Source organism: Flaviflexus salsibiostraticola, assembly GCF_003952265.1.
Lineage (GTDB): Bacteria > Actinomycetota > Actinomycetes > Actinomycetales > Actinomycetaceae > Flaviflexus > Flaviflexus salsibiostraticola.
Map to the genome: position 1 here is coordinate 2350738 of NZ_CP034438.1, position 26606 is coordinate 2377343.

The window sequence follows — 26606 nt, forward strand, 5'->3', positions numbered from 1 at the left end:
AAGTGAAAGTGGCGCCGGGCATAGTGTGTCGCTTTTTCGTGCATTCTGCGGCGGGAAAAGTCAGCTGACGGTGTGCCTTATCCCTGAGACACTGGAGCCATGGCAGCAGATGAACGAAGCATGGGCCGCCTGCGGGCTGCGATCGACAGGCACGTTCCCGAGGATCTTGCGCGGCTCCTGGAGACTGTTCCCGAATGGTTCGGCCAGCCGCAGGCGAACGCCGCCTACGTTGAGGCTGCGCGGGTGAAGGAGACGTGGACGGTGCGTGATGAGGGCGGCACCGTGGTCGGTGTGACACTCGTCGATCGGCACTTCCCGCACGTCCTCGACATCCACCTCATCGTCGTCGACCGGGCGGCGCACGGGAGGGGGATCGGCACCGCGATGCTCGACGCGATCGAAGCAGATGCGCGGGCGAGTGGGGTCGTGCTCCTCGAAGTCAAAACCCTGGGCCCCTCCGATCCGGACCCGGCCTACGCCAGAACCCGTCGGTTCTATGAGAGTCGGGGCTTTCTGCCGCTCGAGGAGACGAACCTGTGGGGTGAGGACGACCCGTGTCTCATCATGGTCAAGCCGCTGTGTCCCCGAGGTGGCAGAGTGGAGCGCGTGGGAGAGGAGTACGCCGATGGATGACTGGCCGCAGACGGCCGAAGCGCTCATGCGATCGCGATTCGCCGCCTTCAAGGTGGGCGATGCTGAATGGGTGCGCGCGACGTGGCACGAATCGACAAGACCCACTGATCTCGACCTGACCGACAACCCGACGTGGCGCGGGCTGCAGATCATTGATGTCGTGGATGGTGGTCCCGAGGACGACACCGGCATTGTCGAGTTCCGGGCTACCTACCTCGACTCGGGCGCCATCGGTGTCCTCCATGAACGGTCCCGCTTCATCAAGGACGGCGGCCGCTGGTTCTACATCGATGGGCAGATCGAGCCCTGACGCGCACCAGTGTGGCCCCAGCCATAGCGCTGGATCACACGATGTCCGAGGATGGATGATATGAAGTTCTTCTCTGACCCGGTACTCGACTCGATGGCCGCACGGCGGTCAGTCTCGAAAGTCGGGCCCGAAACGCCGTCGGACGCGGAACTGCTCGAGCTCCTCGCGGCCGTGACGCCGGTGGCTGATCACAAGGCGCTCCGGCCCTGGCGCCTCCTTCTTCTTCGTGGAAACAATCGGATGAAGCTCGCCCACGCCCTCGATGCGGCGCAGGGGATTGAGCGCGAGCCGGGGGAGTACAACCCGAAGCCCTTCCGCGCCGAGCTCCTCATCGCCATCGTCGCCAGCCCCAAACCCCATCCTGCGGTCCCTGAATGGGAGCAGCACGCGACTGCCGCTGGGGCGGGCCACCTGCTCGAACTCGCCCTGTGGCGGGCAGGATGGGGCGTCATGTGGCGGACGGGCCTGTTCGCCAACAGTCCCGAGGTGCGCGCCGCCCATGGCCTGGAGGACCACGAGCTGCTCATGGGCTGGCTCTATGTCGGCAGCATCGATGAGGCCTTCCGCCGACGGATCGACGCGTCGAAGCGGCCCAGCCTCGACCCGCACCAGTTCATCGGGAAGATGCCGTAGCAATTGGTGGTGGAGAGGGGAGCGATCCTCCTTCGACCGGAATATCGTCGGCACGTCGCTCCACTGACCGCTCGGGCCGCCGCTCGGCCGCACTCTTCCTTCTGACGTGCTCGGTTGGCATACTGACTCCCACTGAGGCAGGGGGCCGCATGGGCAGGCTGATCTATTCGATGCTCACATCGCTGGACGGGTTCGTCGCGGACGAGGCCGGGGATTTCGGATGGGCGGAGCCGGACGAGGAGGTTCTCGAGACCGTCAACGAATGGACCGCACCCATCGGTACCTATCTCTACGGCCGGCGGATGTACGAGCTCATGACGGTGTGGGAGACCGATCCCGCCGTCCGAGGCTGGTCTGCGGGCTCGGCCGCTTTCGCCGACATCTGGACCGCGGCTGACAAGATCGTCTATTCGCGCACCCTCGACCATGTGCCGACCACCCGCACGAAGCTCATCCGCGAGTTCGACCCCGACGCCATCCGGGCGCTGAAGAATGAGTCCGACATCGACATCGACATCAGCGGGCCGACTCTCGCCGGGGAGGCCTTCCGTCACGGCCTCGTCGATGAAGTTCGCCTGCTCATCCAACCGGTCCTCATCGGAGCCGGACTGCCCGTGTTCCAAGGTCCGCGCGTTGATCTTCACCTCGTCGGCGAGCGCCGATTCGCGAGTGGCACGGTGGCCGTCCATTACGAGGTCGACCGGGCAGGCCGGCCAGCGGAATCGGCGGGGCCGCACTGAGCGGCAGCCTCCGACAGAAGCAGGGCCTCGCGATCAACTCGGCGAGCGGACCATCGGCTTCCCGGGTAGCCTGACTGGTCGAGCCCCTTGAGTGTGAGGAGATAGCGTGACAGCCTTTGCCGACATTATCGACGCCGCCGAGGAGGCGAACTTCTCGGGGGTCGTCACGATCGACCGAGCGGGTGCGAGGCTCTTCGAGCACTGCCGCGGCTTCGCCCATCGTGCCCATCGCATCCCCATCACCCCCGCCACGAGGTTCGGCATCGCCAGCGGGAGCAAGGGCTTCACAGCGCTCGCGGTCATGAGGCTCGTCGAGGACGGTGCGCTCGCGCTTGATGAGCCTGTGCGGCCCGTTCTCGGCGGCAGCGTACCGAGGATCGACGATGCGATCACTCTTCACCACCTGCTCACCCACTCCTCGGGGATCGAGGACTACCTCGATGAATCGGAGGATTGGGATCCGTCCGACTACGTCATGACGGTGCCGGTACATACCCTGACGACAGCGGAGGCGTTCCTGCCGATGCTCGAGGGAATCGGTCAGGCGACGGCGCCGGGGGAACGTTTCGAATACTCCAACGCAGGCTTCATCCTCCTCGCCCTCATCCTCGAACGGACGGTGGGCAAACCGTTTCACGCGATCATCGACAGACTTGTCCTTCGGCCAGCGGGCATGACCGACACCGGTTATCTCCGGCTCGATGACCTGCCGGCGGACGCGGCGCTGGGCTACCTCGGCGAGGAGGGCAATCGAGTCAACACCCTCCACCTGCCGGTGCTCGGCAACGGCGACGGCGGCGCCTTCACGACCGCGGCTGATCTCCACGCCTTCTGGCGGGCCCTCGTCGACGGGCGGATCGTCTCTCGAGAGACGGTGGACCGCATGACGGAGCCCTCGTGGGATGTGCCGGAGGAGGGCAAGAGCTACGGCATGGGGTTCTGGCTTGAGGCCGACGGCCCCGGCCGCATCCTCGAGGGGTTGGATGCGGGGGCGTCTTTCCGCTCGACGCACGACCCCGATTCGCAGACCACGGTAAGCGTCCTCGGAAATACCGCGGAGGGTGCGTGGCCCGTCATCGCCGCGGCGGGGAGAGTCCCCCTCTCCTAGGCGCTCGCAGCCTCGTGGGCCGTGTGGACCTATCCCAGTGCTGTCGCCGAACCCACTAGGCTGGCTGTGGAGTCTTTGCCAACAGTAGGGAGAATCATGGATCGTCAGCAGTTTGATGGCCTCGTCAATCTTTTCGAGTCGGCTGTGGATGGTGACGGCGACCGCCTCAACATGCACTACCTGCTCATCAAGCAGGGCGAGAGGGAATTCTTCCACGCCTTCAACGGCAGGACCGAGCCCTCGGATATCCGCTCCCTGTCGAAGACGGTCATGGCCCTCATTCTCGGCACCATCATTGAGAGCCGGGACGGCTTCAACGAGGACACCCCCGTATGGCCGATCCTTGAACCGCTGTGCACGCTGAGCCGGGAGGAGAACCGGGAGAAGCTCGAGCGGGTGAAGATCAAGCATCTGATGAACCACACGATCGGCTTCGACAAGATCCTCATGATGAGGGGTGACATCGGCGACATGGACCCGGCCGACTACGTCGACTACATCGTCAACGAGCCGATCGTCCACGAACCCGGCATGCACTATCTTTATTCGAACGCCGGCTTCTACCTGCTATCGGTGCTGCTGCAGGAGATGCTCGGTGAGGATCTGCAGGACTATGCCGACCGGGTGCTCTTCGGCCCCCTCGGCATCACCGACTACCGGTGGGAGCGCTACGGGAAGTACCTGGCTGGCGCAACGCGCCTGTGGCTCGACCCGCATGACATCCTCAAGCTCGGTGAGGTCCTCCTCCACGGTGGTCAGGGCATCGTCTCCCCGCAGTGGATCGAGCGGATGAAGCAGTTCACCGACTTCACGCCGGGCGTCGACACCCCGACCAACCCGCTCTTCCGCCGCTGGGCCTACGGCTCGAGCCTCTGGCTCAGCAACAGGAACGGCATCTTCTTCGGGCACGGCACCGACGGGCAGACCCTCGCCATCATCCCCGACCGCGAGGCCATCGTCATCACGACCGCCCACCAGGTTGACGTCGTCCGGCTCGAGGAGCTCGTCGACAAGGCTGTCGCCCTGCTCTACTGACGCAGTGCGGCCGGCTCTGAAGCCGGCCGCACCTTTATCAATTGGAGTTCGACCCAGTTATTTACTGGAGTTCCACCCAGTCACCTCCTGGAGTCCGACTCAGTCGGTGCCACTGTGGCGGGCGGTCACCTCGGCGAGATCGTTGTAGACCCCGTTGTCGGCCCACGCGAGAAACGCCTTCTCGAAGACGTTGAAGAAGTCCGTGTAGACGGCGTGCGCCTCCATGTTCGGCTCGATGAACCCGTGGGTGTGGACCATGGCGTCGACCGCGGAGTCGATGTCGGTGAGCTCACCGGCGCCGACGGCGCCGAGGATCGCAGCGCCGAGCACCGCACATTCCGACACCTTGAGGCGCTCGACGGGCCTGCCGTAGATATCGGCCTGCATCTGGCTCCAGAAGAGCGACTTGGCGCCGCCGCCGGATAGCCGGATCGTATCGAACGGGCGGCCGAGCGCACCCTCCATCGACTCCACCGCCATCCGCAGCTCGTAGATGACGCCCTCGAGGACCGCGCGGGCAGCGTGGTGGCGGGAGTGGATCTGGGTGAGGCCGAGCATGCCGCCACGAGCGTGGTCAACGAAGTGGGGGTTGGCTTGGGAGTTGAAGAACGGGAAGAACAGCAGGCCGTCGCTGCCGATCGGGGCCTGGGAGGCCTCGAGGGTGATGAGGTCATACGGGCTGAGGTCGAGGGCCTTGGCGGCTTCGACCTCGGGCTGCCCATAGGTGTCTCGCCACCAGCGGAGGACGACGCCGGCGGCGTGCGCGGTTCCCTCCATATCCCAGCGATGGGGGATGGCGTGGGCGCCGAAGGAGACGCCACTCGTCATGTTCTCCGCCATGTCCGGCGCCTCGTCGAGCTGCGCGACCATGACGGCCGCGGTGCCGAGCGAGAGCTCTGCCATGCCGGCCTTCGTCACGCCTGATCCGACGGCCGCGCACTGCTGATCGCCGCCGCCCGGGCTGAGCACCGTGCCCTCGGCGAAGCCGGTGGCAGCCGCGCCCTCGGCGGATACGACACCGACCTTGCGGAGTTCGTGGACGATCGGGGGCATCATGTCGAGGTCGAGCCCGGCGCGCTCGAACAGCTCGGGGGCGTACTCGAGGGTCTTGATGTCGAACATGCCGTTGTAGTTGAGCGCGGATGGGTTGGCGAAGAGCTCGGTCGACCCCAGGTTGTGGAGGATCCATTCCTGACCGTTGAGGAACTTCCACGTCTTGCCATAGATCTCCGGACGGTTCTCCTTCAGCCACTTGAGCTTCGGGTAGACCCACAGGCTCGACGGGTTGAGCCCCGTGATCGAGTAGTAGCCGTCGTCGCCGAATTCATCGATGATCCACTGGGTCTCCTTCGTCGCCCGGCCGTCCGACCAGACGATGGCGTCGCTCAGCGGCTGCCAGTTCTCGTCGACGGGCACGAAGGAGCCGCGCTGGGAGGAGACGCCGATCGAGACGATCTGCGTGAGATCCCCCTTGAACCTGCTCGTCGCCTGCTTCGCGGCCGTGCACAGGCCCTCCCACAGCTCGTGCATGTCCTGATCCACCCATCCCGGGTGCGGGTGCTTCGTCCGATATTCGGCGTAGCCGCTGCTCATGATGGTGCCGTCACGATCGAAGATCATGACCGTCGTGCCGGTTGTGCCAGCGTCGATGCCGGCGAAGTACTTCTCCATGTATGTTCCCCTCGGGTTCGCGAAAACCGGCCGCGACAATGCGGCCGGATGATTTTGTTGTGACGCGAAACTCAGTCGTTGAGTTGTCTTCGACTATACCTTGGTCTGTGTGAGACAGCTATCAGCGGGCGAGTTCAGCAGGGTTGTCGGGTGATGGTGGAGCCCCCGGCTCAGCGCCGAGGGCCCCGCGATGATGGTGGTGTGGCTCAGGCGCGCACGGGGAGCGCGAGTTCGTGGGTGGAGGAGGCAGGGTTGCTGAGCGTGTCCTGCACGGGGCAGTGGGTCTCGACGAACTCGAGGAACGCCTCGATCTCCTCCGGCGTGTTGTCCGCGTCGATGTGGAACGTCGTGTGGATCGCCGAGAAGCCGATCTTCGCGGCTGGATTCTTGCCGAGGAATCCGTCGGGGTCGAGCGTGCCGCTGCACTCGACAGAGACGTCGTTGAGGTTGATGCCCTGGGCCCGGGAGAACGCCCGGACGACGATGCACTTGCAGGCGCCGAGGGCGCCCAGTAGGGCCTCGACGGGGTTCATGCCCGTATTTGTCCCGCCCAGCTCGAGCGGTTCATCCAGCGTGAACGACATATCCCGCGCCGTCACGGTGGTCGCGAGGTTGACGGGGGCGGAGGCGACGGCGGTGAACGTGGTATCAGCCATTGATACACTCCCTTCGTGAGGTGTGACTCAAGTCTAATGAGCCGCCAGGCCGCACCCCTGGGCCGTAGGGCCTCACGGTTATCGCGCGTCGGCCTATGACGACGCCAGTCGCCGACCGCTATGTCGGCCAGAGGAAGATGAGGAGTGCCGCGGCGAGGAACGAGAGGATCGCGAGGCTGAGGCCGACGATCGCCCAGGGTCTTCCCGTTCCGCGCAGGGCTGCTTCACCAGTCGCTCCGGCGCCGATGATACCGATCGGCATGAGCCACACCCCGGCGATCCGTGCCCACTCGGGCACTGCGATCGACGTGGCGGTGATGAGCAGCAGCCAGAGGAAGTCGAGCAGGGACAAGACTCCGAGGCCGACCGACGTGAGGGCGAGGCGGCGCTGACGAGTGTCCCGCTCATGCTCCGATGGGTTCATCTCGCACCTCCCGGCGTGCTCCGACGTGAGAGAAGTCTTGCGCCGCTGGGGCGCCGCGTCAATGGACGAAGATCCGGAACGAGAATGGGTCGGTCACCGATGGTGACCGACCCATTTCGCGAAGGGAGCCTAAAGGACGAGTGATGCCACCCAGGCGAAGAGGAGCATGCCGATGTTGCAGTGCAGGAACGTGGGGATGACCGAGTCGCGGATGTGGTCGTGGCGGCCGTCCGCGTTGAGGCCGGAGGTGACGCCGAGCGAGATCGTCGAGGCCGGCGATCCGGCATCGCCCAGCGCGGCTGCCGCGCCGAGCAGGCAGATCGTGGCGAGCGGGCTGAACCCGAGCTCGAGTGCGAGCGGGATGTAGATCGGCGCGAGGATCGGCACGGACGCGAACGAGTCGCCAAAGCCGATCGTGATGAAGAGGCCGATGAAGAGCATGAGGAACGCGCCGAACGCCATGTTGCCGCCGACGAAGTCGGCGGTGGCGGCGATGAGGGGCTCGATGTCGCCCGTTTGGGCGAGCAGGCCCGCGAATCCGGATGCGACGGTGATGATGACGGCGATCTGCGCCATCATGAGCATGCCGCTCGTGAACACGTCGTCCTGGTCGTTCCAGCGGAAGATGCCGCCGATGCTCAGCAGGATGAATCCGACCATCGCTCCGACGAGGAGCGAGTCGAAGGCGATCTGGAAGAACAGGGCTGCGGCGAGGCCGAGGACTGTCATGACCAGCGGGAAGGGGCGCAGCTTGGCGGGGGCCTCTGCCGTGGCCGTCGCAAGCGCCGAGCCGGCCGCGGGCTCACGGTAATCCCGGGGCGCGCGGTAGGTGACGAGGACGGCGACGATCATGCCCGCGACGAGGCCCATGACGGGCCAGAACATGGCCTTCGGCGCCATCTCCGCCGTCGCGGAGAGCCCGAAGGGCTCGCCGAACTGGTTGACGTTGGCGAGCAGGATCTCGTTGAGGTAGATCGCTCCGAACCCGGTCGGCAGGAGCAGGTAGGCCGCGCTCATCGAGCAGGCGAGGACGCACGCGACCGCGCGACGGTCGACGCGCAGGCGGTTGAGCACGCCGAGCAGCGGCGGGATGAGGATCGGGATGAAGGCGATGTGGACGGGGATGAGGTTCTGCGACAGGAGGGAGGCGACGATGAAGATTCCGAAGAGCGACCACTTGACGCCCTTGGCTGTTGCCGCCTCGTCGGTGCCGACCCTGTTCGTGATCCACCGGGCGAACACCTCGATGAGGCCGCTGCGGGAGAGTGCGACGGCCAGGGCGCCGACCATGATGTACGTGAGACCGACCTGCGCGCCGACGAGAAGGTTGTCGTTGAACGCGGCGAGAGAGCCCTCCATGCCCATGCCTGCCTGCAGTCCGCCCAGGAGTGCGGCGGCGATGAGGGCGACCGTGACGGGGACCTTGATGAGGCAGAGGGCCACCATGACGACGATCGCCAGGACCACGGCGTTGATCGATGTGCCGGTGAGCTCAAGCAGTCCGTAGACAGCGGCGAGCCCGGCGATCGTCATGACCGAATGGCGCGGAAAGACCTCTTTCCACTGGATATGATCTGACGAAGTGATGGGCGATTGCGTTGATGTCGTGCTCATGTCTAGCCCCCTTTCGCCCGTATCGTAACCGCCGATGCTCTATGCCACCCCGTCGCGCCACGTTATGGATACGTGATCTTGCGCAAGCCCCGTTTTCTCTGGCGATGATCGTCTCCGACTGGCAGTGTTGCGTCAGGACGTGCGGGTGGTGGGTGCGCACCGTTCGTTCGTGTTGTGCATCCCAGTGAGCGAGGTGGTCATGGACGGCGATCGACGAGGGGCAGCGCGCGGCGCGCCTGGGATGGCGAAGGATCTGCTCAGGGCTGGCGCATGGATTGTCGTCGAAGGCACGGCGAGCCACATCAAGCGCAACCATCCGGATGGTGCGGCGCGGGGCGGACGGGTGCCGCCCGCTGTCTGGGGCGCCGTGGCTTTCGGGATGCAGATCGCAGTGGGCGGGGCTGTTCCACTGACCCGCCTGCGAGCCCTTGCGGCCAGTGCGGCGGCCGGCGCCTCCGGCTGGCTCATGTTCGGCTCGGTGCTCCGGTTCTACCGGCAGTCGACGACGATCGACCCGCTTACTCTTAGGCCGGAGTCGCTCGTCGATTCCGGGCCCAACCGGCTCACGCGCAATCCCATGTACCTCGGCATCGCAGGCACGCTGCTCGCCCATGCGATCGCCCGGGGTTCGGTGAGGGCGCTCGTCCCTGTGGCCCTCTTCGTTGTGGTGATCGACCGTCTCCAGATCGCGCCCGAGGAATCCGCCATGCGGGAGAGGTTCGGCGCTGAGTACGACCGGTACGTGGAGCGGACGCCTCGATGGCTGGGGCTGAGGAGCCTGCGCGCCCGGTTGTGACGGATCCCAGCGCCCCGGTAGGGCCGATTCGCGCGCAGCTCTGAGCTGGCGTGGGCGTACCCCAGCCTGCTCAGCCATGGAAGGATGGAGAGGGACGATGGGGGCTTCAATGGTGACCAGGGATGACATCCGCGAGGCGCGGTTGAGGGCGGCGCAGTCACATGCTGCGCTGCTCGGAGACAGAAGCGCGTGCGTCATGGCGAAGAACGGGACGTCCTTCCCTGCGGGCAAGTACTGGGAGGGGCAGACGGCCGCCCTTGGCGAGCTCATGCGATCGCCGGGCGATGATCTTGGTGTCGAGGCCGCCCGCCTTCGGGAGGTGTGGCGTGCGCGGCCCGTCCCCGGAGACCCGAGGGAAGCCGAGAGCTACCGGGCTGGTGGGCTGGATGCGCTCGCGGCGTTCGCCGACTGAGCCGCGCCGATCATTCGCCGGTGCGGGCTGTAGGGGCGTCCGTGCGCGCCGGGTCGAGGCCCCTCCGCAGGAGCTCGTCCCGTGCCCGGTCGAGCCCGCCGTGCTCGAGCGCGGCGAGCGAGGTCGTGCCCGACCAGATGTGCCTGCCGAATCGGTGAACGGAGATCTGGAGATCGCCGACGAGGTGCTCGAGATCGCCTGCAATGTTGCGGCGTTCGCTCGGCAGCGGCACCGGCAGGACGAATGCCTGGTTGAGGGGTGCTGAGGCTCTGACCTCGACGCGCCATCCGTAGCCGCGCCCGGTCAGATGCCAGGACTCATCCTCTGTCGTCGTCACCACGGGGCTGATGCCCGGATTGCCGAGCCTGAGGACCTGCCCGCCGGGCAGTCGGACAACAAGGGCGGTCACCTCGGTCCTCAGAGGACCGCTCGTGACGATGCCGCCGGCGAAGGCGACGCACGCATCGGACTCCTCGAAGCCCTGGGCCTGCCCCCACCACCACGCCTCGGGGAATCCCTCCCTGCCCCAGTTCTTCTCACCGTAGACCTGCGCGTTGTCGAACTCCCATGTCTCTCCGCCGAGAACGGCGATGCCGCTGGCGCGGCCCCCGAGCATCCATGGATGCCAGTACTGATTGAGTGCGGGGATCATCTGGAAGACGCTCGAACCGCCCAGCCCTGCGTGCGGCCAGTCGGCCCGGTCCTCGACGCGCAGCTCAAGGCGCGCATCCGGCCCCAGGTCCACCGTGAGGTGATTCGCGTCCCCGCGGAAGGCAGGCGCGCGACCGTCGGTGCCTCCCGCGACTCCGAGGCACGAGGGGTCGGCCCATGCGCCATCGAGCGCAGCGGTGCGGAGGAACCCGTTGGGCCAGGATGCGAGGCCGATCGTGGCCCACGGGCCATTGGGCCCCTGGTTGACTCCGCAGAGGGCAATGATGACCCGTCCGGTATGAGGCTCAGTGATCCGCCAGAAATAGCCCTCCATGGCGACGCCGCGATGCGCGGCGGTTGGATTGCCGAACGGAAGGTCGGCCCCTGTCGATCTGTACCGTCTGATCATCCCCATGCGTCAGTGAAACATAGAGACCGTGCACGGCGATAGGGCTGGGCTCGACCCGGCGCTCCTACTCGTGATGGTTGAGGCTCTGGACTTGAGAAAGCCACGTCGGTCGAGATGCCGGGTGACGGGGCGGTGCCCGCCTCGAGGAGGCGGGCACCGCTGGGTCGAGCATGGTGTGGATCAGATCCTCGGCGGCGTGCCCTCCGCATTGGAGACGATCGCGTCCATCTGCACCCGGGCCCCGAGCGGGAGCGCGGTGACGCCGACAGTGCGGCGAGCCGGAGTGCCGTTCGGGAAGTACGCCGCATACACCGCCTCCACGTCGTCCATGTCATCGAGGTCGGTGAGGAAGAGGTTGACCTTGACGACGTCGGCCAGGGAATGGTCGATGCTCTCGACAATGGCCTTCATGCTGGCGAGGCAGCGCTCGGCCTGCTCGGCGGCGCCCCCGTCGACGAGTTCTCCGGTGGCCGGGTCGACGGGCAGGAGTGCGGAGAGGTTGTTGTAGTGGGAGAAGGCGACCGTCTGGGTCGACAGCGGGTTCTTCGGTGCGTCGTCGGTGTTTCTGGCCCAGATGACGATGCCGTGGCGATCCTCGACCTCCTGCGGAGGGGTGCCATCGCCGTGGGAGACGACGGCTTCAACCTGGACGAGCGCACCCATCGGCGCCCTCGCCTCGACGACGGTCCGTGCGGGCAGGTAACCGACCGAACGGGCGATCGCGGAGTCGGGGAAGAACGTCGAGTACACCTTGTCGAAGACCTCAAGGTCCGAGAGATCGGCGAGGAAGACGGTGACCTTGACGATGTCGTCGAGGGGGACGTCGATGCCCTCGAGGATCGCCTTGACGTTCCTCAGGCACTGCGCGGCCTGTTCCGTCACACCACCCACGACGAGGTCACCCGTGGCGGGGTCGTTGGGGAGCTGGGCCGAGAGGTGGTTGTAATGAGAGAAGGCGACCGTCTGCGTCGACAGTGCACTGACCGGCGCGTTCGCCGTGTCGTGGGTGACCTTGACGAGGTCTCCCGCCTGCGGGGCGTCCGGGATCGTCCCCTCGCCGTTCGAGAGAACGGCCTCGACCTGGATCATCGCGCCCATCGGCAGCGCATCGACGACAACCGAGGTCCGGGCGGGAACGTAGTCCGTGAAGACGGTCGTGTACACGTCATTGAATGTCCCGAGGTCGGCCGGGTCGGTGAGGAAGACGCCGAGGCGCACCACATCCTCCATCGTGTGACCGATGCTCTCGACCACCGTGCGGATGTTCGTCAGGCACTGCTCGGCCTGCTCCCTGACTCCGCCCTCGACGAGCTCGCCGGTGGCGGGGTCGATGGGGAGCTGGGCCGACAGGTTGTTGTAGTGGGAGAAGGCCACGGTCTGCGAGGAGCTGCTGTTCCGCGGGGCGCTCTCGGTGTTCCTGGCCAATACTTCGTTGTATCCGGTCATGCTCACTATTCCTTTGTGGCCGTGGAGGCCTGGCTGGTCGACGAGGGTTGATCGACTCACGCTGCGGTGCGACGGTGCCCCGCGCGTCGGTAGTCGACCTCGCCAGAATACCGCCGCCCACACCGAAAAGTAGTACGTACGTCCTAAATAGTCACAACCCGCGGTGAAAGTCCTGGTGAGAGCCGGAGAATTCGCGTCCTGCAATGCGGGATCACAGTCATGTGGGGGGGCGAAAAGAGGGGTGCGCCGCCTGCTCAGGCGCTCACCTTTGCTGCGGCGAGCAGGCTCCTCATCTGCTCCGCAGTATGTGCGCCCTTAAAGATCTCCGAGCCTGGTTCGAAGGCGCGGCTCGCTGCGAGTCGGTCCGCGACGACCGGGTCGTAGCCGAGGCGGTCGATGAAGGCGGCGACGAGCGTCGCGGCGTCGGCGTGGTCGCTGGCGACGGCCAGCGCCCGTCGCCTCGGGTCGCCCGCGGGGCGGCCATGCACCTCCATGTCGTGATAGCCGATGTGATTGAGGGATTTGACGACCTTCGCACCGACAAGGTGGTCCTGGACGACCTCGCTGCTGGTCCGCGGATCACTCTCGAAGTCAGGGAGCTCACCGTCGATCGCCGCCCAATAGTTCATGGCATCGATGACGGTTCTGCCGTCGAACAGCCTGGCGTCCAGAGTGCGATACCTGTGGAGGGGGATGGCGATGAGAGTGAGGTCCGCGTCGGCGGCCTCCGCGGCGGTGACGGCCTGCGCGCCGGGGACAACGATCTCGGTGATGAGGCGGATGTTCTCAGGCGGCTTCGACGTGGCGATCTTCACGGAGAGGCCGGACTTGAGGGCCTGCCGCGCGACGGCCGTCCCCACGCGGCCGGCGCCCATGATGCCAATGGTCTGCAGGGGAGATGTCACGCTGGTCCTCACTCGTGGTCGATGAACTCCCATCCACCATATAGTTGATTATTCAACTTATCAACCATGGGTGTCCCGCGCGGGGATCTCCTCTGTCGGTTGGTCTATCGCCCGTGGGGCATGTCCCGCGGCTGGGTCGAGCGGACGCCGACGATCTCGTCGAAGAGGATCTCGCCGGTCGGCACGAAGCCGCACCTCAGGTAAAAGCCCTCCGGGCCGTTGACTCCCGGGACCCACATGACCGTCATCTCCTCGCATCCACGGCTGCGCGCCTCCCGGGCGACCTCTTCGACGGCGAAGTAGCCCGCGCCCAGGCCCTGGCTGTCGGCCGCGATGTTGAGCCGCCAGATCCCGCAGCGGAAGGCCTTGATCTCGTTGTCGGGATCGAAGTTCGCCATGACGAAGCCGACGACGCTGTCGCCGCTGTAGATCGCCCGCGGCCACGCGGTCGGATTGACGTACGCCTCGGCGATCGAGTGGACGACCGGAGCGACGTACCTCTCCTGTCCTGGCCTCATCTCCATGTGCACAAGTTCCCGCAGATTGTCAGCGGTCACCGGGCGGAGCTGGAATTCGGTCATTCCTGAACGCTAACAGCGCCGTGGCGGTCGTGCCAGGGCAGATCATTACAGTCACATATCGATCGCACGGGTGTGGCGGCCCCTCATGGCCGGGCGGAATCCCTTCCGCTGCGCAGCCCCCGTCAGCGCTGCTGCGTGCGGGGTTTGATGCGCACGTTGGGCAGGGCGGGCGCCGGGAGTGGATCTGGCCTGTCTGCCGGGAATATTCCGAAGCGCGGGGAGGCCGCCCCGTCGAACCAGCGGTCCGGGATCTGGGCATCCCCGTCCGGTGCTCCGATCTCGCTCTGCCAGGCCCTCCGGTACTCGACGATCTCGTCATGGCTTCGGCCGACGAAGTTCCACCACATGACAATCCGCTCCTCGAAGGGTGGCCCGCCGATGGCGATGATCCTCGTGGGGGAGTCGCCGGCGGTGAGGGCGATGCTGGTCGACCCGGGTGGGATGTAGGCGAGCTCATCCCGCCCGACGCTCTGGTCGCATCCGGAGATATGGATTGTCAGCTGACTGGAGTCGAGGAGGATCCCGTGCTCGAAGCGGGGATCGACGTCGAGGGTGACTGTCTGTCCGGGGTCGATGACGACCTGTGCTGCCATCGCCTCGACCCTGGTATCGATGGGAGAGGTGACGCCGGCGAGGGAGCCGATGTAGGTGAGGACCGTGCCGCCAGGCACGGCGACCGGCTGGGCGACGTAGTGCTGGGAGCCCGGCTGTGACCCGCGAACGGCATCGGGCAGCGCGTACCAGAGCTGAACGCCGTGGAGGACCGAGGTGTCGTCCGTCGAGAATTCGGAGTGGGAGATCCCCGAGCCCGCGATCATGAGGTTGACCTCGGACGGGCGCACGATGTTCGCGAACCCGCTTGTGTCAATGTGCTCGATCGTGCCCTCGAAGAGGAGCGTGACGGTCGCAAGTCCCGTGTGGGGGTGGCGCGGCACGGCCATGCCGCCCGTCGCCGCGACGTCGTCGGGGCCGTAATGGTCGAGGAAGCACCAGGGGCCGATGAGTGAGCGCTTGCGCTGGGGGAGGGTCCTGCGCACCGTCATCGCGCGCGGCCCGCCCAGCGGCACATCGCGCGCCGTGATGATGTCGATGAGGGAGGGGTCGCCGACGAACGCGCACTCATACTCGGCGGGGTTGATCTCCGGATTCGTCATGGCAACCATCGTCTCAGGTCGGACCTGACCAGGTGAGGAGCTTTCACCGGCGGCCGATGGTCGACGCGACCGTCATGAGCATCGACATCGGCAGGGGAGTGTCGAGCAGGTGCCCCTCGAGGTATATGAGGTGGGCGAGCCAGCCGTCTCGGTAGGAATCCGCCAGGTCGCCGAGCCCACTGTGGTTGAGATGGAGGAGCGTGCCGGTGTCCTGCGGTTCGATTCGCCACTCGACGCGAGAGTAGGGCTCGTCGGGGAACGTCCACGAGTAGGCGAGCGCGAGGCCCGGTTCGAAGATCTCTACGGTCGAGGAGCACGGATAGCCCTGCCCGTGGTCGATGGTGAAGGTCGAGTTGGGGGCGATCTCGCCGTCGATGAGCTCGCCCAGCCAACGGTGCAGTCCGCGAGCCGACGAGAGTCCATCCCAGGCGTGGGCGGGCGCGACGGTGAGGGACCAGGTCACGTCCACCCGGTCGTCATCTGCAGAGACTGTGACGAGCGGCATAGCCTCACCCTAGCGTGCGATGCTGGCCAGGACACCCGGTGTGGGAGGGATGGGCGGAGTGCCACCGCCATTCTGTGGGACGGCATCCCGGTGACGCCGCTCGCAGGTAGTACGGTGATGGTGATCCCATTCACGCTCATCGAGGAGTTGTTGTGGCGCTTCCCAGTCCAGGTCATTCGGTCACCTTCCGCGTTCATACCCCGCCGTCATTCAGTGCGACATCCGATCTCGCCAGTGCCATTGCCCGCACCGGAGCGGCGATCACAGCGCTCGATGTCATCGAGTCGACCGGCGAGCACATGTGCATCGACATCACGGCCAACACCCGCGGCCAGGCCCATGTCGAGTCGATCTCGACGATGATCAGGCATCGTGAGGGCACAGAGCTGCGGCGGGTCTCGGACCGGACGTTCCTCATGCACGTGGGCGGAAAGATCGAGACCACGTCAAAGGTGTCACTGCGGAACCGCGACGACCTGTCCCGGGCCTACACGCCGGGTGTGGCCCGCGTGTGCATGGCCATCGCCGAGGATAGGAGCGAGGCGCGCCGCCTCACGATCAAGGGCAACACCGTCGCCGTCGTCACCGACGGGACGGCCGTCCTCGGCCTTGGTGACATCGGCCCGGAGGCGGCGATGCCGGTCATGGAGGGCAAGGCGATCCTCTTCAAGAAATTCGCCGACGTCAACGCGTGGCCGGTCGCCCTCGACACGAAAGACACCGAGGAGATCATTGCGATCTGCAAGGCCATCGCCCCCGCCTACGGCGGGATCAACCTCGAGGACATCGCCGCGCCGCGGTGCTTCGAGATCGAGGCCCGCCTCCGTGAGGAGCTCGACATCCCGGTGTTCCACGACGACCAGCACGGCACCGCAATCGTCACCCAGGCCGCCCTCGTCAACGCGCTCAAGGTCGTCGGTAAGGACATCGCCGACGTCAGGATCGTCATCTCCGGCGTCGGTGCGGCCGGGTTCGCCATCATCCGCCTCCTCCTCGCCTCGGGCGCGAAGCACATCCGGGCCGCGGGCCGCGGCGGTGTCATCGAACGGGGGACGACCTACGGGGAGGCCCACCGCACCTGGATCGCCGAGCACACGAACGAGGAGGAATTCTCCGGCACCCTCAAGAAGGCTGTCGTCGGCGCGGACGTCTTCATCGGAGTCTCGGCCCCGAACGTTCTCGGCGAGGAGGACGTGGCAGCGATGAACGAGGGCGCGATCGTCTTCGCCATGGCGAACCCCGATCCCGAGATCGATCCGGAGCTGGCCTCGAAGCACGCCGCCATCGTCGCCACCGGCCGCTCCGACTACCCCAACCAGATCAACAACGTGCTGGTCTTCCCGGGCTTCTTCAGGGGACTGCTCGACTCGGGCGCGACCGACGTCTCGGATGACATGATGCTGGCGGCCGCCGAGGCGATCGCCTCCTGCATCGACGAGGACGAGCTGCACCCCGGGTTCCTCATCCCCTCCGTGTTCGACCCGAAGGTCTCACCGCGCGTGGCCGAGGCAGTGAAGAAGGCGGCCAAGGCCGAGCAGAGGTGAGCGGCGGGGAGGCCCTCGGCGGGTCCTCCCCGTGCCCTCGGCGCCCCGCCATATCCCGACCTCGGGCCGGAGCGTAGGCACTTCGGCCCAGATTAAACACAGGACTCGCAGTGACAATGGGCGGAACGACGCTGCCGACGATGGGATGGTCAATGATCCGCCGATTTCGCCACATTGCCGCACTGCTCGCCGCTACACTCATGCTCGGTGCCTGCTCAAGCGGCTCCGACGACCCGTTCGTCCAGGAGTACGAGAGCCTCAACGGCGAGGAGGCCCGTGGCGGCAGGGCGTACCTCGAGCTCGACATCCGCGACGAGCACCGCTTCCGTCCCTCGAGTGAGGACGAGATTCGGAACCTGCTTGACGACGGCGACGGCGCCATCTACTTCGGTTTCCCGGAGTGCCCGTGGTGCCGCAGCGCCGTGGGGCCGATGGACGAGGCGGCCGAGGCCGTCAACCTCGACGAGATCCACTACCTCAATGTGTCGGAGATAAGGGACCAGAAGTCCGTCAACGCATCGGGTGACGTCATCGTCACCGACGAGGGAACCGACTTCTACGGGTTCCTCCTCGACGAGCTCGGCGACTTCGCCCCCGAGTATCCCGACGTGCCCGGCGAACGCCGCATCCTCGTCCCGCTCGTCGCCATCGTCGTCGGCGGGGAGATCGTCGACTCCCACCTTGGCACGGTCGAATCACAGACCGACCCGTACGAGGGCATGACGGACGAGCAGCGCACAGAGCTCATCGACCTCTACAGGGAGAAGTTCAGCCAGATCCCCGGATGCGGCGAGTTTTACTGCGAGTGAGGTGGGCGGGATTCCGGAGCGCTTGACCTCTGGCCGCTCGCCAGCCGCCGGATCGTCCTCAGCATCTTCCACGACATGACCGCGCTCATCACGCTCGTCGCGCCGAGCATCCGCTCCGTCCTCCGATCCCCGGCCCAGTAGCGCTCGCGGAGATGAAGACGCGTCGCCGGGCGCCCGTCTGTCGTCGTCGCGGTCAGGTAGAAGCCCCACGTCGCGTCGAAGGCGATGCTCGGATCTGGGTGGGTGCCGCCCTCCGACGTGACGACGAGACGTTCGCCGGGAACGACCTCTGCGACTCGCAGGCTCATCTCCGGCGCGAGGGGGAACGGGTCGCCAACGTCGATGTTCTGCCACTCCGGGTGGATGGTGTCGGCATTCCTGATCTCGCAGCCGATGAGGTTCTCGAGGACCTCGAACGAGTAGAAGCCTGCTCTGTGCTGGCCGAGCTGAGCGATCCAGGGCCACACCGCCTCGGGCGGTGCGGGGACTGTGATGGCGCGATCGTTCTGCACGACTGCCTCCAGCAGCTCATCGCCGGGAAGCGGCAGGGCGGCCTCCGCCTCAGTGGCTCCGACCCTCGAGCGGCGCGCCACCAGCGCGGCTGAGCCAAGGGTAATTGCGGCACCCGCGAGGACGACGGTTCTGTACTTCATGATTCCTCCTGAGGCCACGCTCCCAGCGAGGCTGAGGATGTGCAAGGGACCGAGGTACCACTGGTCAACGATCGGTGCGCTGGGGGCAACCTCCCCCGTGCGGGCGACGACTTTGGAAGGATGGGCCTATGGACGAGCCGCGACCAGCAGATTCCGATACCCGCGACTGGACCTTCGTCATCGACGAGGGCTGTGCGCAGTGCGGTTATGTGCCGCACGAGCCGACCGCGACAGTGGCGCGGCTGCGAGACCTGCCGGGGCGGTGGGCGGCCGTGCTGCAGCGCCCCGGTGCTGCAGCACGGCCGTCGGAGGGTGTGTGGTCGCCGGTCGAATACGCGTGTCATTCGAGGGACCTGCTGCGAGTCCTCGGCGAGCGGGTCGCCCTCATGCTTGACCAGGACGAGCCGACCTTCTCCGACTACGACGGCGAGGCCGAAGCGGTGCGGGGTAGATTCTGGGCGGCGGATCCAGCCGCGGTGGCCGAGGAGATTCGCCGCGGGGTGGAGGAGGCCTCGTCCGTCTACGAAAGGGTTGGACCCTCCGACTGGGAGCGGCGCGGGCTTCGAGGTGATGGGAGGGTGTTCACGATCGTTGGGCTCAGCCGGTTCCTTGTCCACGACCTTGAGCATCACCTCCACGACGTCGGCGCCTGACCTCGGACAATGCATCTGCCCGGCTCGATCAGTGGCTGTCACCACAGTCGCGAAGGCCTCAGAACGCAGAAGAAATTACACGCCTGTAAGCCCCGCTGATACTATATGTAGTGTCTGAAATTGAAAGGGGCACTACATGTCGTTGCTGTCGGAGAATGAAGTCACCACCTCGGTCATGAAGCGCGACGGGCGGACGGTGCGCTTCGACGCGACGAAGATCTATCGCGCGATCAGTGCTGCACTCGCCGGCTGTGGCATCGAGGATCCTGGTTTCACCGAGGCCGCGACAGCCGATGTGGTGGAGATGCTCGAGGGCCAGATTCTCGACATCCCCACGATACAGCGTGCGGTTGAGGACCGTCTCATGCGGTCCGACTACCCCGAGGTCGCCCGCGCCTACATCGAGTACCGCCACGACAGGGACGTCGAGCGGGAGAGGGCGATGGACCTCCAGCACTCGGTCGGCCGTCTCCTTCGCAGGGATCGGGCTGTCGTCAACGAGAACGCCAATAAGGACGCGACCGTCTTCAACACGCAGCGCGACCTGACGGCGGGCTCGGTCGCGAAGGCCTATGCGCTCAAGGACATGCTGCCCCCGCATGTCGCCAATGCTCATATCAAGGGCGACATCCACTTCCACGATCTCGACTACAACCCCTTCCAGCCGATGACGAACTGCTGCCTCATCGACATCCCCTCGATGCTGAGCGGCGGCTTCCAGATCGGCAATGCACGGGTCGAGTCCCCGCGCTCGATCAACACCGCAACCGCACAGATCGCCCAGATCATCGCGAACGTCGCATCGAGCCAGTACGGCGGATGCTCGGTCGACCGCACGGACGAGGTCCTCGCCCCCTACGCCCGCATCAACTACGAGAAGCACCTCGCCGAGGCCGAGACGTGGGTCGCCGAGGAGCTCCGCGAGGACTACGCCATGGCGAAGACCCGCAAGGACATCTACGACGCGATGCAGTCGCTCGAGTACGAGATCAACACCCTCTACTCCTCGAACGGACAGACGCCATTCGTCACCCTTGGCTTCGGGCTGGGGGAGGGCGTGTTCGAGCGCGAGATCCAGAAGGCGATCCTCCAGGTCCGCATCGGCGGCATCGGCAAGGAGAAGCACACGGCGATCTTTCCGAAGCTCGTCTTCGGCCTGCGCCGCGGCGTCAACCTCGAACCGTCCGACCCGAATTACGACATCAAGCAGCTCGCCCTCGAGTGCTCAACGAAGCGCATGTATCCCGACGTTATCTCCTACGACAGGCTGACGGAGATCGAGGGCGACTACAAGGTGCCCATGGGCTGCCGCTCATTCCTGCCGAAGTGGGTCGATCCGGCGACGGGCGAGGCTGTCAATGCCGGGCGCAACAATCTCGGCGTCGTCACCCTCAACATCCCCCGCATCGCCATCGAGGCCCGCGGTGACAGAGATAGGTTCTGGACGATCCTCGCGGAGCGGATGGAGATCCTCAAGGATGCCCTCCTCTTCAGGATTCGCCGGTGTGAGGAGGCCGTGCCGGAGAATGCGCCGATCCTCTACAAGCACGGCGCGCTCGGCCGGCCCAAGGAGAAGGACGCGACGACCGTGACGGAATTCTTCCGCAACCATCGCGCGACCGCCTCGATCGGCTACATCGGGCTCTATGAGGCCGCCACGAGCTTCTACGGTCCCGACTGGGAGGGTGACCGGGAGGCGAAGGAGTTCACGCTCGACATCGTCCGCACCCTCAACCGATACGCGGATGAGTGGCGTGCCGAGCACCCGTACTGGTTCTCCGTCTACGCGACACCGTCCGAGTCTCTGACCGACCGGTTCTGCCGACTCGATCGGGAGAAGTTCGGCGACATCGCCGATATCACCGATAAGGACTACTACACGAACTCGTACCACTACGACGTCCGCAAGAAGGTGACCCCCTTCGAGAAGCTCGACTTTGAGGCGGAATACCCGCAGTACTCGAAGGGCGGCTTCATCCACTACTGCGAGTACCCGAAGCTCACCCACAACACGAAGGCCCTCGAGACCGTGTGGGACTATGCGTACGACCGGGTCGCCTATCTCGGGACGAACACGCCGATCGACAAGTGCTACGAGTGCGGGTTCGAGGGCGAGTTCTCGCCGACCGATGAGGGCTTCGCCTGCCCCGACTGCGGCAACGAGGACCCGAAGACCTGCGACGTCGTCAAGCGCACGTGCGGCTACCTCGGCAACCCGCAGCGCCGCCCCATGGTCCACGGCAGGCATGCCGAGATCGCCAGCCGCGTCAAGCATATGGACGAGCAGCCGTGCCAGTGACGGACGCGGACGGCATCACCCAGCCGAGGCCCGGCGAGTGGGACGGTCGCGTCCTCTCCGCCGGGCACACGGCCGACTACAAGCCGTTCACCTTCGTCGACGGGGAGGGCGTGCGCTGCTCCCTCTACGTCTCTGGATGCCCGTTCTCATGCCCCGGCTGCTACAACGCGGCGGCGCAGTCCTTCCGGTACGGAACCCCCTACACGGACGAGCTCGAGGATCGGATCCTCGGAGATCTTGCCCAGCCCTACGTCGCGGGCCTGTCGCTTCTCGGTGGAGAGCCGATGCTCGCCACCCCGATCCTGCTGCCGCTCGTCCGGCGAGTGCGGGCCGCCTTCGGGGACGAGAAGTCGATCTGGATCTGGTCCGGATACACCTACGAACAGCTCCTCGGTGAGCCCCCCGACAAGAGGGAGCTTCTCGAGCACTGCGACGTCCTCGTCGACGGCCCTTTCATCCAGCGTCTCTACCACCACGACCTTGCCTTCCGCGGCTCATCCAACCAGCGGATCATCGATCTTCCGGCGTCCCGGCGGGCAGGGACGGCCGCCCTCTGGCAGAGCGGCCGGCGTGACACGGAGGACTCCGTCCCCTTCCTCGCTCCGGCACCGCCGCGCTCCTGACCGCCGGGCAGTACTACCCCGCCAACCTGGGAGAACGCCGGGAAACGACGAGAAGAATGGTGTAAACTCTCCGCTAAGGTCGCGGTCGTCTGATTGCGGTCGCCGCACATCGAATCGGATGCCTATGAGAGCAACAGCAGTCCCCTCGAACATTGCGGCAACATCTGCCCTTCTCGTCGTCACGGTCGTCAACCTGACCGGGCAGATCTTCACCCCGCTGTCGTTCGTCACCCAGGTGAGCCAGGCGCTCATCGTGCCCGCACTTGCGGCCATGATGATCACGGCCACGGCGCCACCTCGCAGCAGGATCGTAAAACTGGGGCTGGTCGCCCTCCTCTTCTCATGGGTCGGGGATTCGCTGCCGCTCCTGTTGTCGGGCAGCGCGGCCCTGCTCGCCATGATGGGTGCCTTCGCTGTCGCGCAGATGTTCTACATCTTCGCCTTCCGCCCCTATCGGCGGCGGTCCATCCTGACGAAACCGATCCTCGTTCTGCCCTACCTCACGATCGTCGGCGTCATCCTCGCCCTCTCCTTCGAGGGTGCGGGACTCCTCTTCATCCCCGTCGTCATCTACGCCGTCCTCACGGTCGTCATGGCCGTCGTCGCCACGGGTATGGGACCGGCTGGCGCAGCCGGCGGGGTTCTCTTCCTCCTCATGAGCTCCCTCGTCTCACTGCGCGCCTTCACCGACCTCGCACTCCCGGGCGGTGCCTTCATCATCATGGCCGCCTACGTCGTCAGCCAGGTCCTGCTCCTCCAGGCGATTCTCCGCCAGGAGGAGCTCAACATGCCGCGTGCGGTGTTCCAGACGGGTCCTGACGCGACGAGGGAATCGCATCTCGACGCGTCACAGCCCGCCCACATGCCACCGGCCCCGATGCCACAGCCTGTCCACAGGCCCCAGGACACCCAGGTCTAGCCTCACCCAGGTCTAGCCTCACCCAGAACCTAGACGAGAAGAGGAAGCCCGCAGACGCGGGCTTCCTCCTTTAGGTGCGGTTCCCTCAGACGACCGCAGGTTCGGGCTGGCGGTTCTCGACTCGTGCGGCGCTGTGCTGCTCTGGCCTCTTCATGAGCCGCATGGCGTTGACGATGACGATGAGGACGGATGCCTCGTGGACGAGCATGCCGATCGCCATGGTCACCCCACCCGCGAAGACTCCTGCGAGGAGCGCACCGACGGTGATGAGGGCGACCGCGATGTTCTGCTTCATGACGGCGACGGTCCTCTTCGCGAGGCCGATCGCCTCGGGCAGCCTGAGCAGGTCGTCGGCCATGAGCGCGATATCAGCCGTCTCGATGGCGACGTCCGTACCGGCGGCGCCCATGGCGACCCCGATGTCGGCCGTGGCAAGGGCAGGTGCGTCGTTGACGCCGTCGCCCACCATTGCCACCGTGTAGCCCTGCTTCTGCAGGTCCTCGATTGCGGTGAGCTTGTCCTCCGGAAGGAGGCCGGCCCTCACGTCGTCGATGCCGGTCTGGGCGGCGATCGCACGGGCGACGAGCGGTGCGTCGCCCGTCAGCATGACGACCCGCTTGACGCCTGCGCGATGGAGGGCGTTGACCATCGCCTTCGCATCTTCACGCACCCGATCCGCGACGGCGATGACGCCGAGCACGTGGCCGTTGACGGCGACGATCATGGGCGTCTTCCCCTCCGAGGCCAACCGATCGGCCGCCTCGGAGACCTCGCCGAGGTCGGTCAGCCCCTCCTGTTCGAGCAGGGCGACGTTGCCGACGAGGATGCGGCCGCCCGCATTCTCGGCGATGATGCCCTTGCCCGCGACGGGCTCAGTCGAGTCCGGGAAGCCCGGGCTGGCGAGCCCCTCGGCGGCGGCCGCCTCAAGGACGGGCGTGGCGAGCGGGTGCTCGGAGCCTGCCTCGGCGATGGCGGCCCAGCGGAGGACCTCGGCCCGGGAGGAGCCTCCGAGCGTGATGACGTCGGTGAGGACGGGCCTGCCCTCGGTCAGCGTGCCGGTCTTGTCGAGCGCGACCGCGTCGATCTTCGCCGAATTCTCAAGGAACTCACCACCCTTGATGAGGATGCCGTCCTTCGCTGCGCGGCCGATGCCGGCGACGATGGCGACGGGGATCGAGATGACGAGCGCCCCGGGGCAGCCGATGACGAGCAGGGTCAGAGCAAGCGTGATGTTGCCGGTGATGAGCCCAAAGACGACGGCGAGGATGATGATCGCGGGCGTGTACCACTGTGAGAAGCGGTCGATGAACGCCTGGGTCTTCGCCTTCGCCTCGGCGGCCTCTTCGACACGGGTGATGATCTTCGCCAGCGTCGTATCGGCGCCGACGCCCGTCGCCTCCACCTGCAGCAGGCCGCCGGTGGAGATGGTGCCTGCGAAGACCTGGTCGCCCGGACCCTTCGAGGCGGGGATGGATTCGCCGGTGATCGAGGCCTGATCAAGTGCCCCGGTGCCTGCGATGACGACGCCGTCGACCGGCGCCTTCGACCCGTTCTTGATAACAACCGTTTCACCCGCCTTGACCGTATACGCGGGAACCTCGACCTGTTCGCCGTCCCGCATGACGACGGCAATGTCGGGTGCGACCTCGATGAGGTCGGAGAGTGCCGATCGCGTCTTATTCATCGTCCTCGCCTCAAGCGCATGCCCGAAGGAGAAGAGGAAGGTGACGGCGGCCGCCTCCCAGTAGTTGCCGATGACGATGGCGCCGATCGCCGCGACGGAGACGAGGAGGTCGATGGCGATGCTGCCGACGCGCAGGGCCTGGATGGCCTTCTTGAGGATGGGCAGTCCGGCGATGATGGCGGCGGCCACCATGAAGATGTTGCCCCACGTTTCGCTGCCCACCAGCTCAGCCGTCCACGAGGCGATGATGGCGAGTCCTGCCATGGCGGGGTTCGCCCAGGGCCCCCGCAGTCGCATACCGATGTTCATGTTCAAGTCCTTCTCTAGGTGATGACTTGAATCTACGATCGGCAGCAGAAACGCTCCATGACCGGCGTCAATCACCGCCGAAACTCGCTCGGAGTCACGCCGTTCGGCAATTCAGCTCTTCGAGCGCACGGGAGGCCGGCGCCTGCGGGCAGTACGGAGCCGGTGCGGCCATGTGGCGCGGTCATGAGTCGGGAGGGGCCGAAGCCCCTCCCGATCGACTGCTACTCGTCCCCGACCGTGAAGCGGGTTCGGCTGTGTGACGGGTTCTCCAGCTCGTCGAGGATGGCAACAGCCATGGTCCCTGTCGACGTATGCGACTTCCCATCGGAGGACTTCATGATCTCATCCGTGCCGAGGACGGGGGTGGTGGCATGGCCATCATAGAAGAGTGCCTGCGGAGAGACGCCCACCCAGTCCGCGTCGGTCACTCCCTCGAGCAGGGTGAGCTGCTCGAGCTGGAAGGCAGGGATCGCGATCCACTGGTCGGAGTCCTCTTCGAGCTTGATGTCCTCGATGAAGCGGTGGCGGTCCTCCCCGGCGTAGAGCGAGCCGGCGCCGAGGATGAAGACGAGGCGAGGCCGCCCGGAGTGGGCGATGGAGACGAGATGCTTCGTCAGGTCGACATGTTTGCCTGCCTCGGGCGGGATGAAGCCCGTCGCGTTGACGAGGACGTCGAAGGCCTCGATGTCGGACTGGTCGAGCTCGAAGCCGTTCTTCTCGAGCACGGCGACGTCGCTGCCGAGCACGCCGCGGGCCCGTGCGCGGCTGCGGACGATCGCGGTCGTGTCGTGGCCCCGTCGCAGGGCCTCTCTGTAGATCGCGGAGCCGGCTTTGCCGCCCGCCCCGATGATTCCGATGCGCATGATGCTCCTTCCCGTTTGACCCTGATAGTAGTCGCGGCCGGTGCCGCCGGGTGGAGAAAAGTCACCTCGGGGAGGAGGAGCCGGTCAGTCGCCGAAGGCTGCGCGTTCGATCGCGGCCACGTCGAGCCTTCTCATCTCGAGCATGGCCTCTCCGGCGCGGCGGGCCACGTCAGCGTCCGGGTGGGCGAGGAGTTCACCGAGCCTGCGTGGGACAACCTGCCAGGACAGGCCATACCGGTCCTTCAGCCATCCGCAGACGGACTCCTCTCCACCCTCGGTCAGCGCATCCCAATAGTGGTCGACCTCGGCCTGGTCGGCGCAGTCGATCTGGAGGGAGACAGCCTCGGAGAATGCGAAGTCGGGCCCGCCATTGAGCCCCGTGATCCGGTGCCCGTCGAGCTCGAACTCGACGGTGAGGATCTCGCCGGCCTTCTGGCTGGGATTATCCATGGGGGAGCGCTGGATCTCGAGGATGCGGGAATTGGGGAAGATGCTGCAGTAGAACTCTGCCGCCTCCAGTGCGGTCTTATCGAACCAGAGGCACGGGGTGATGCTCGGCATGGCGAG

28 protein-coding genes are annotated in these 26606 nt (G+C 66.0%); 14 read left to right on the forward strand and 14 right to left on the reverse strand.

From position 1 onward, the window contains the following. Positions 1 to 99: 99 nt before the first annotated feature. The 6 genes from EJO69_RS11000 (at position 100) to EJO69_RS11025 (ending at position 4459) form a co-directional block, all read left to right on the forward strand. Positions 100 to 633, forward strand: coding sequence for a GNAT family N-acetyltransferase (locus EJO69_RS11000; RefSeq protein WP_211331439.1), 534 nt, complete (start codon positions 100 to 102; stop codon positions 631 to 633). Then, entirely contained in the window at positions 626 to 943 is a 318-nt protein-coding gene (locus EJO69_RS11005; RefSeq protein WP_126041793.1) for a YchJ family protein, read from the forward strand. Before EJO69_RS11000 ends, EJO69_RS11005 begins: the two co-directional genes overlap by 8 nt. A 60-nt stretch (positions 944 to 1003) precedes the next feature. Continuing rightward, on the forward strand, positions 1004 to 1576 hold the full coding sequence (locus tag EJO69_RS11010; protein ID WP_126041795.1) for a nitroreductase family protein: 573 nt from the start codon (positions 1004 to 1006) through the stop codon (positions 1574 to 1576). A 149-nt stretch (positions 1577 to 1725) separates the two neighbouring features. Next, complete coding sequence (locus tag EJO69_RS11015; RefSeq protein ID WP_126041796.1) at positions 1726 to 2316, forward strand: dihydrofolate reductase family protein; 591 nt, start codon at positions 1726 to 1728, stop codon at positions 2314 to 2316. Between the two features lie 106 nt (positions 2317 to 2422). Beyond that, entirely contained in the window at positions 2423 to 3424 is a 1002-nt protein-coding gene (locus EJO69_RS11020; protein ID WP_126041798.1) for a serine hydrolase domain-containing protein, read from the forward strand. A 96-nt stretch (positions 3425 to 3520) separates the two neighbouring features. Further along, positions 3521 to 4459 (forward strand): serine hydrolase domain-containing protein, encoded by a 939-nt coding sequence (locus tag EJO69_RS11025; RefSeq protein ID WP_126041800.1) that lies wholly within the window; start codon positions 3521 to 3523, stop codon positions 4457 to 4459. A gap of 99 nt (positions 4460 to 4558) precedes the next feature. Here the strand turns inward: EJO69_RS11025 and EJO69_RS11030 are convergent, their stop codons facing one another. The 4 genes from EJO69_RS11030 to EJO69_RS11045 all read right to left on the reverse strand — a co-directional run bounded on the left by EJO69_RS11030 (position 4559) and on the right by EJO69_RS11045 (position 8743). Further along, positions 4559 to 6130 (reverse strand): FGGY-family carbohydrate kinase, encoded by a 1572-nt coding sequence (locus EJO69_RS11030; protein WP_126041802.1) that lies wholly within the window; start codon positions 6128 to 6130, stop codon positions 4559 to 4561. A 206-nt stretch (positions 6131 to 6336) separates the two neighbouring features. Beyond that, the gene (locus tag EJO69_RS11035) at positions 6337 to 6786 is read right to left on the reverse strand and encodes an OsmC family protein (protein WP_126041804.1); all 450 of its coding nucleotides are present in this window, start codon (positions 6784 to 6786) and stop codon (positions 6337 to 6339) included. 118 nt (positions 6787 to 6904) lie between these two features. After that, the gene (locus EJO69_RS11040) at positions 6905 to 7210 is read right to left on the reverse strand and encodes a hypothetical protein (RefSeq protein ID WP_126041806.1); all 306 of its coding nucleotides are present in this window, start codon (positions 7208 to 7210) and stop codon (positions 6905 to 6907) included. A 129-nt stretch (positions 7211 to 7339) separates the two neighbouring features. Then, on the reverse strand, positions 7340 to 8743 hold the full coding sequence (locus EJO69_RS11045; protein ID WP_126041808.1) for a Na+/H+ antiporter family protein: 1404 nt from the start codon (positions 8741 to 8743) through the stop codon (positions 7340 to 7342). Between the two features lie 280 nt (positions 8744 to 9023). On the opposite strand from EJO69_RS11045, the gene EJO69_RS11050 reads away from it, so the two are divergent. Further along, positions 9024 to 9620: a methyltransferase family protein gene (locus EJO69_RS11050; RefSeq protein WP_245993646.1), complete on the forward strand. Its 597-nt coding sequence runs from the start codon at positions 9024 to 9026 to the stop codon at positions 9618 to 9620. 97 nt (positions 9621 to 9717) lie between these two features. Continuing rightward, positions 9718 to 10032, forward strand: coding sequence for a hypothetical protein (locus EJO69_RS11055; protein WP_126041810.1), 315 nt, complete (start codon positions 9718 to 9720; stop codon positions 10030 to 10032). 10 nt (positions 10033 to 10042) lie between these two features. On the opposite strand, the gene EJO69_RS11060 is transcribed toward EJO69_RS11055, so the two are convergent. The 6 genes from EJO69_RS11060 to EJO69_RS11085 all read right to left on the reverse strand — a co-directional run bounded on the left by EJO69_RS11060 (position 10043) and on the right by EJO69_RS11085 (position 15683). Next, the gene (locus EJO69_RS11060) at positions 10043 to 11017 is read right to left on the reverse strand and encodes a tocopherol cyclase family protein (protein WP_211331440.1); all 975 of its coding nucleotides are present in this window, start codon (positions 11015 to 11017) and stop codon (positions 10043 to 10045) included. 255 nt (positions 11018 to 11272) lie between these two features. Further along, entirely contained in the window at positions 11273 to 12538 is a 1266-nt protein-coding gene (locus tag EJO69_RS11065; RefSeq protein WP_126042551.1) for a RidA family protein, read from the reverse strand. A 254-nt stretch (positions 12539 to 12792) separates the two neighbouring features. Further along, positions 12793 to 13443 (reverse strand): NADPH-dependent F420 reductase, encoded by a 651-nt coding sequence (locus EJO69_RS11070; RefSeq protein WP_211331442.1) that lies wholly within the window; start codon positions 13441 to 13443, stop codon positions 12793 to 12795. A 104-nt stretch (positions 13444 to 13547) separates the two neighbouring features. After that, the gene (locus EJO69_RS11075) at positions 13548 to 14024 is read right to left on the reverse strand and encodes a GNAT family N-acetyltransferase (RefSeq protein ID WP_126041816.1); all 477 of its coding nucleotides are present in this window, start codon (positions 14022 to 14024) and stop codon (positions 13548 to 13550) included. A 122-nt stretch (positions 14025 to 14146) separates the two neighbouring features. Continuing rightward, positions 14147 to 15178 (reverse strand): pirin family protein, encoded by a 1032-nt coding sequence (locus tag EJO69_RS11080; protein ID WP_126041818.1) that lies wholly within the window; start codon positions 15176 to 15178, stop codon positions 14147 to 14149. A gap of 43 nt (positions 15179 to 15221) precedes the next feature. Then, positions 15222 to 15683, reverse strand: coding sequence for an SRPBCC family protein (locus tag EJO69_RS11085; protein ID WP_126041820.1), 462 nt, complete (start codon positions 15681 to 15683; stop codon positions 15222 to 15224). A gap of 152 nt (positions 15684 to 15835) precedes the next feature. Here EJO69_RS11085 and EJO69_RS11090 point away from each other — a divergent pair, with 152 nt between their 5' ends. Together EJO69_RS11090 and EJO69_RS11095 are read left to right on the forward strand one after the other, a co-directional pair. Continuing rightward, a complete protein-coding gene (locus tag EJO69_RS11090; protein WP_126041822.1) occupies positions 15836 to 17227 on the forward strand; it encodes an NAD-dependent malic enzyme in 1392 nt (463 codons plus the stop codon). Between the two features lie 110 nt (positions 17228 to 17337). Continuing rightward, positions 17338 to 18036 (forward strand): hypothetical protein, encoded by a 699-nt coding sequence (locus EJO69_RS11095; RefSeq protein ID WP_211331443.1) that lies wholly within the window; start codon positions 17338 to 17340, stop codon positions 18034 to 18036. Here the strand turns inward: EJO69_RS11095 and EJO69_RS11100 are convergent. Continuing rightward, positions 18024 to 18689, reverse strand: coding sequence for a hypothetical protein (locus tag EJO69_RS11100; protein ID WP_126041824.1), 666 nt, complete (start codon positions 18687 to 18689; stop codon positions 18024 to 18026). The genes EJO69_RS11095 and EJO69_RS11100 overlap by 13 nt on opposite strands. Before the next feature lie 128 nt (positions 18690 to 18817). On the opposite strand from EJO69_RS11100, the gene EJO69_RS11105 reads away from it, so the two are divergent. From EJO69_RS11105 to EJO69_RS11120, 4 genes are all read left to right on the forward strand, one after another. Further along, on the forward strand, positions 18818 to 19342 hold the full coding sequence (locus tag EJO69_RS11105; RefSeq protein ID WP_126041826.1) for a DinB family protein: 525 nt from the start codon (positions 18818 to 18820) through the stop codon (positions 19340 to 19342). 136 nt (positions 19343 to 19478) lie between these two features. After that, on the forward strand, positions 19479 to 21641 hold the full coding sequence (nrdD, locus tag EJO69_RS11110; RefSeq protein WP_126041828.1) for an anaerobic ribonucleoside-triphosphate reductase: 2163 nt from the start codon (positions 19479 to 19481) through the stop codon (positions 21639 to 21641). Further along, the gene (nrdG, locus tag EJO69_RS11115) at positions 21632 to 22264 is read left to right on the forward strand and encodes an anaerobic ribonucleoside-triphosphate reductase activating protein (RefSeq protein WP_211331444.1); all 633 of its coding nucleotides are present in this window, start codon (positions 21632 to 21634) and stop codon (positions 22262 to 22264) included. Before nrdD ends, nrdG begins: the two co-directional genes overlap by 10 nt. Positions 22265 to 22388: 124 nt before the next feature. Next, a complete protein-coding gene (locus EJO69_RS11120) occupies positions 22389 to 23183 on the forward strand; it encodes a lysoplasmalogenase (RefSeq protein WP_164519954.1) in 795 nt (264 codons plus the stop codon). A gap of 85 nt (positions 23184 to 23268) precedes the next feature. Here the strand turns inward: EJO69_RS11120 and EJO69_RS11125 are convergent, their stop codons facing one another. The 3 genes from EJO69_RS11125 to EJO69_RS11135 all read right to left on the reverse strand — a co-directional run bounded on the left by EJO69_RS11125 (position 23269) and on the right by EJO69_RS11135 (position 26600). Next, positions 23269 to 25176: a heavy metal translocating P-type ATPase gene (locus tag EJO69_RS11125; protein ID WP_126041832.1), complete on the reverse strand. Its 1908-nt coding sequence runs from the start codon at positions 25174 to 25176 to the stop codon at positions 23269 to 23271. Between the two features lie 221 nt (positions 25177 to 25397). Beyond that, on the reverse strand, positions 25398 to 26039 hold the full coding sequence (locus EJO69_RS11130; RefSeq protein WP_126041834.1) for an NAD(P)-dependent oxidoreductase: 642 nt from the start codon (positions 26037 to 26039) through the stop codon (positions 25398 to 25400). Positions 26040 to 26123: 84 nt separating this feature from the next. Further along, complete coding sequence (locus EJO69_RS11135; RefSeq protein ID WP_126041836.1) at positions 26124 to 26600, reverse strand: VOC family protein; 477 nt, start codon at positions 26598 to 26600, stop codon at positions 26124 to 26126. Positions 26601 to 26606: the final 6 nt, after the last annotated feature.

Bases quoted from the DNA above. Each gene is read 5' to 3' on its own strand.
- EJO69_RS11125 (WP_126041832.1), bottom strand. From the start codon at position 25,176: ATGAACATCGGTATGCGACTGCGGGGGCCCTGGGCGAACCCCGCCATG.
- EJO69_RS11030 (WP_126041802.1), bottom strand. From the start codon at position 6,130: ATGGAGAAGTACTTCGCCGGCATCGACGCTGGCACAACCGGCACGACG.
- EJO69_RS11065 (WP_126042551.1), bottom strand. From the start codon at position 12,538: ATGACCGGATACAACGAAGTATTGGCCAGGAACACCGAGAGCGCCCCG.
- EJO69_RS11035 (WP_126041804.1), bottom strand. From the start codon at position 6,786: ATGGCTGATACCACGTTCACCGCCGTCGCCTCCGCCCCCGTCAACCTC.
- EJO69_RS11130 (WP_126041834.1), bottom strand. From the start codon at position 26,039: ATGCGCATCGGAATCATCGGGGCGGGCGGCAAAGCCGGCTCCGCGATC.
- EJO69_RS11080 (WP_126041818.1), bottom strand. From the start codon at position 15,178: ATGACGAATCCGGAGATCAACCCCGCCGAGTATGAGTGCGCGTTCGTC.
- nrdD (WP_126041828.1), top strand. From the start codon at position 19,479: ATGTCGTTGCTGTCGGAGAATGAAGTCACCACCTCGGTCATGAAGCGC.
- EJO69_RS11015 (WP_126041796.1), top strand. From the start codon at position 1,726: ATGGGCAGGCTGATCTATTCGATGCTCACATCGCTGGACGGGTTCGTC.
- EJO69_RS11075 (WP_126041816.1), bottom strand. From the start codon at position 14,024: ATGACCGAATTCCAGCTCCGCCCGGTGACCGCTGACAATCTGCGGGAA.
- EJO69_RS11100 (WP_126041824.1), bottom strand. From the start codon at position 18,689: ATGAAGTACAGAACCGTCGTCCTCGCGGGTGCCGCAATTACCCTTGGC.
- EJO69_RS11000 (WP_211331439.1), top strand. From the start codon at position 100: ATGGCAGCAGATGAACGAAGCATGGGCCGCCTGCGGGCTGCGATCGAC.
- EJO69_RS11010 (WP_126041795.1), top strand. From the start codon at position 1,004: ATGAAGTTCTTCTCTGACCCGGTACTCGACTCGATGGCCGCACGGCGG.
- EJO69_RS11120 (WP_164519954.1), top strand. From the start codon at position 22,389: ATGAGAGCAACAGCAGTCCCCTCGAACATTGCGGCAACATCTGCCCTT.
- EJO69_RS11105 (WP_126041826.1), top strand. From the start codon at position 18,818: ATGGACGAGCCGCGACCAGCAGATTCCGATACCCGCGACTGGACCTTC.
- EJO69_RS11050 (WP_245993646.1), top strand. From the start codon at position 9,024: ATGGACGGCGATCGACGAGGGGCAGCGCGCGGCGCGCCTGGGATGGCG.
- EJO69_RS11055 (WP_126041810.1), top strand. From the start codon at position 9,718: ATGGGGGCTTCAATGGTGACCAGGGATGACATCCGCGAGGCGCGGTTG.
- EJO69_RS11045 (WP_126041808.1), bottom strand. From the start codon at position 8,743: ATGACGATCGCCGGGCTCGCCGCTGTCTACGGACTGCTTGAGCTCACC.
- EJO69_RS11005 (WP_126041793.1), top strand. From the start codon at position 626: ATGGATGACTGGCCGCAGACGGCCGAAGCGCTCATGCGATCGCGATTC.
- EJO69_RS11060 (WP_211331440.1), bottom strand. From the start codon at position 11,017: ATGGAGGGCTATTTCTGGCGGATCACTGAGCCTCATACCGGACGGGTC.
- EJO69_RS11135 (WP_126041836.1), bottom strand. From the start codon at position 26,600: ATGCCGAGCATCACCCCGTGCCTCTGGTTCGATAAGACCGCACTGGAG.
- EJO69_RS11085 (WP_126041820.1), bottom strand. From the start codon at position 15,683: ATGCCGCTCGTCACAGTCTCTGCAGATGACGACCGGGTGGACGTGACC.
- EJO69_RS11025 (WP_126041800.1), top strand. From the start codon at position 3,521: ATGGATCGTCAGCAGTTTGATGGCCTCGTCAATCTTTTCGAGTCGGCT.
- EJO69_RS11040 (WP_126041806.1), bottom strand. From the start codon at position 7,210: ATGAACCCATCGGAGCATGAGCGGGACACTCGTCAGCGCCGCCTCGCC.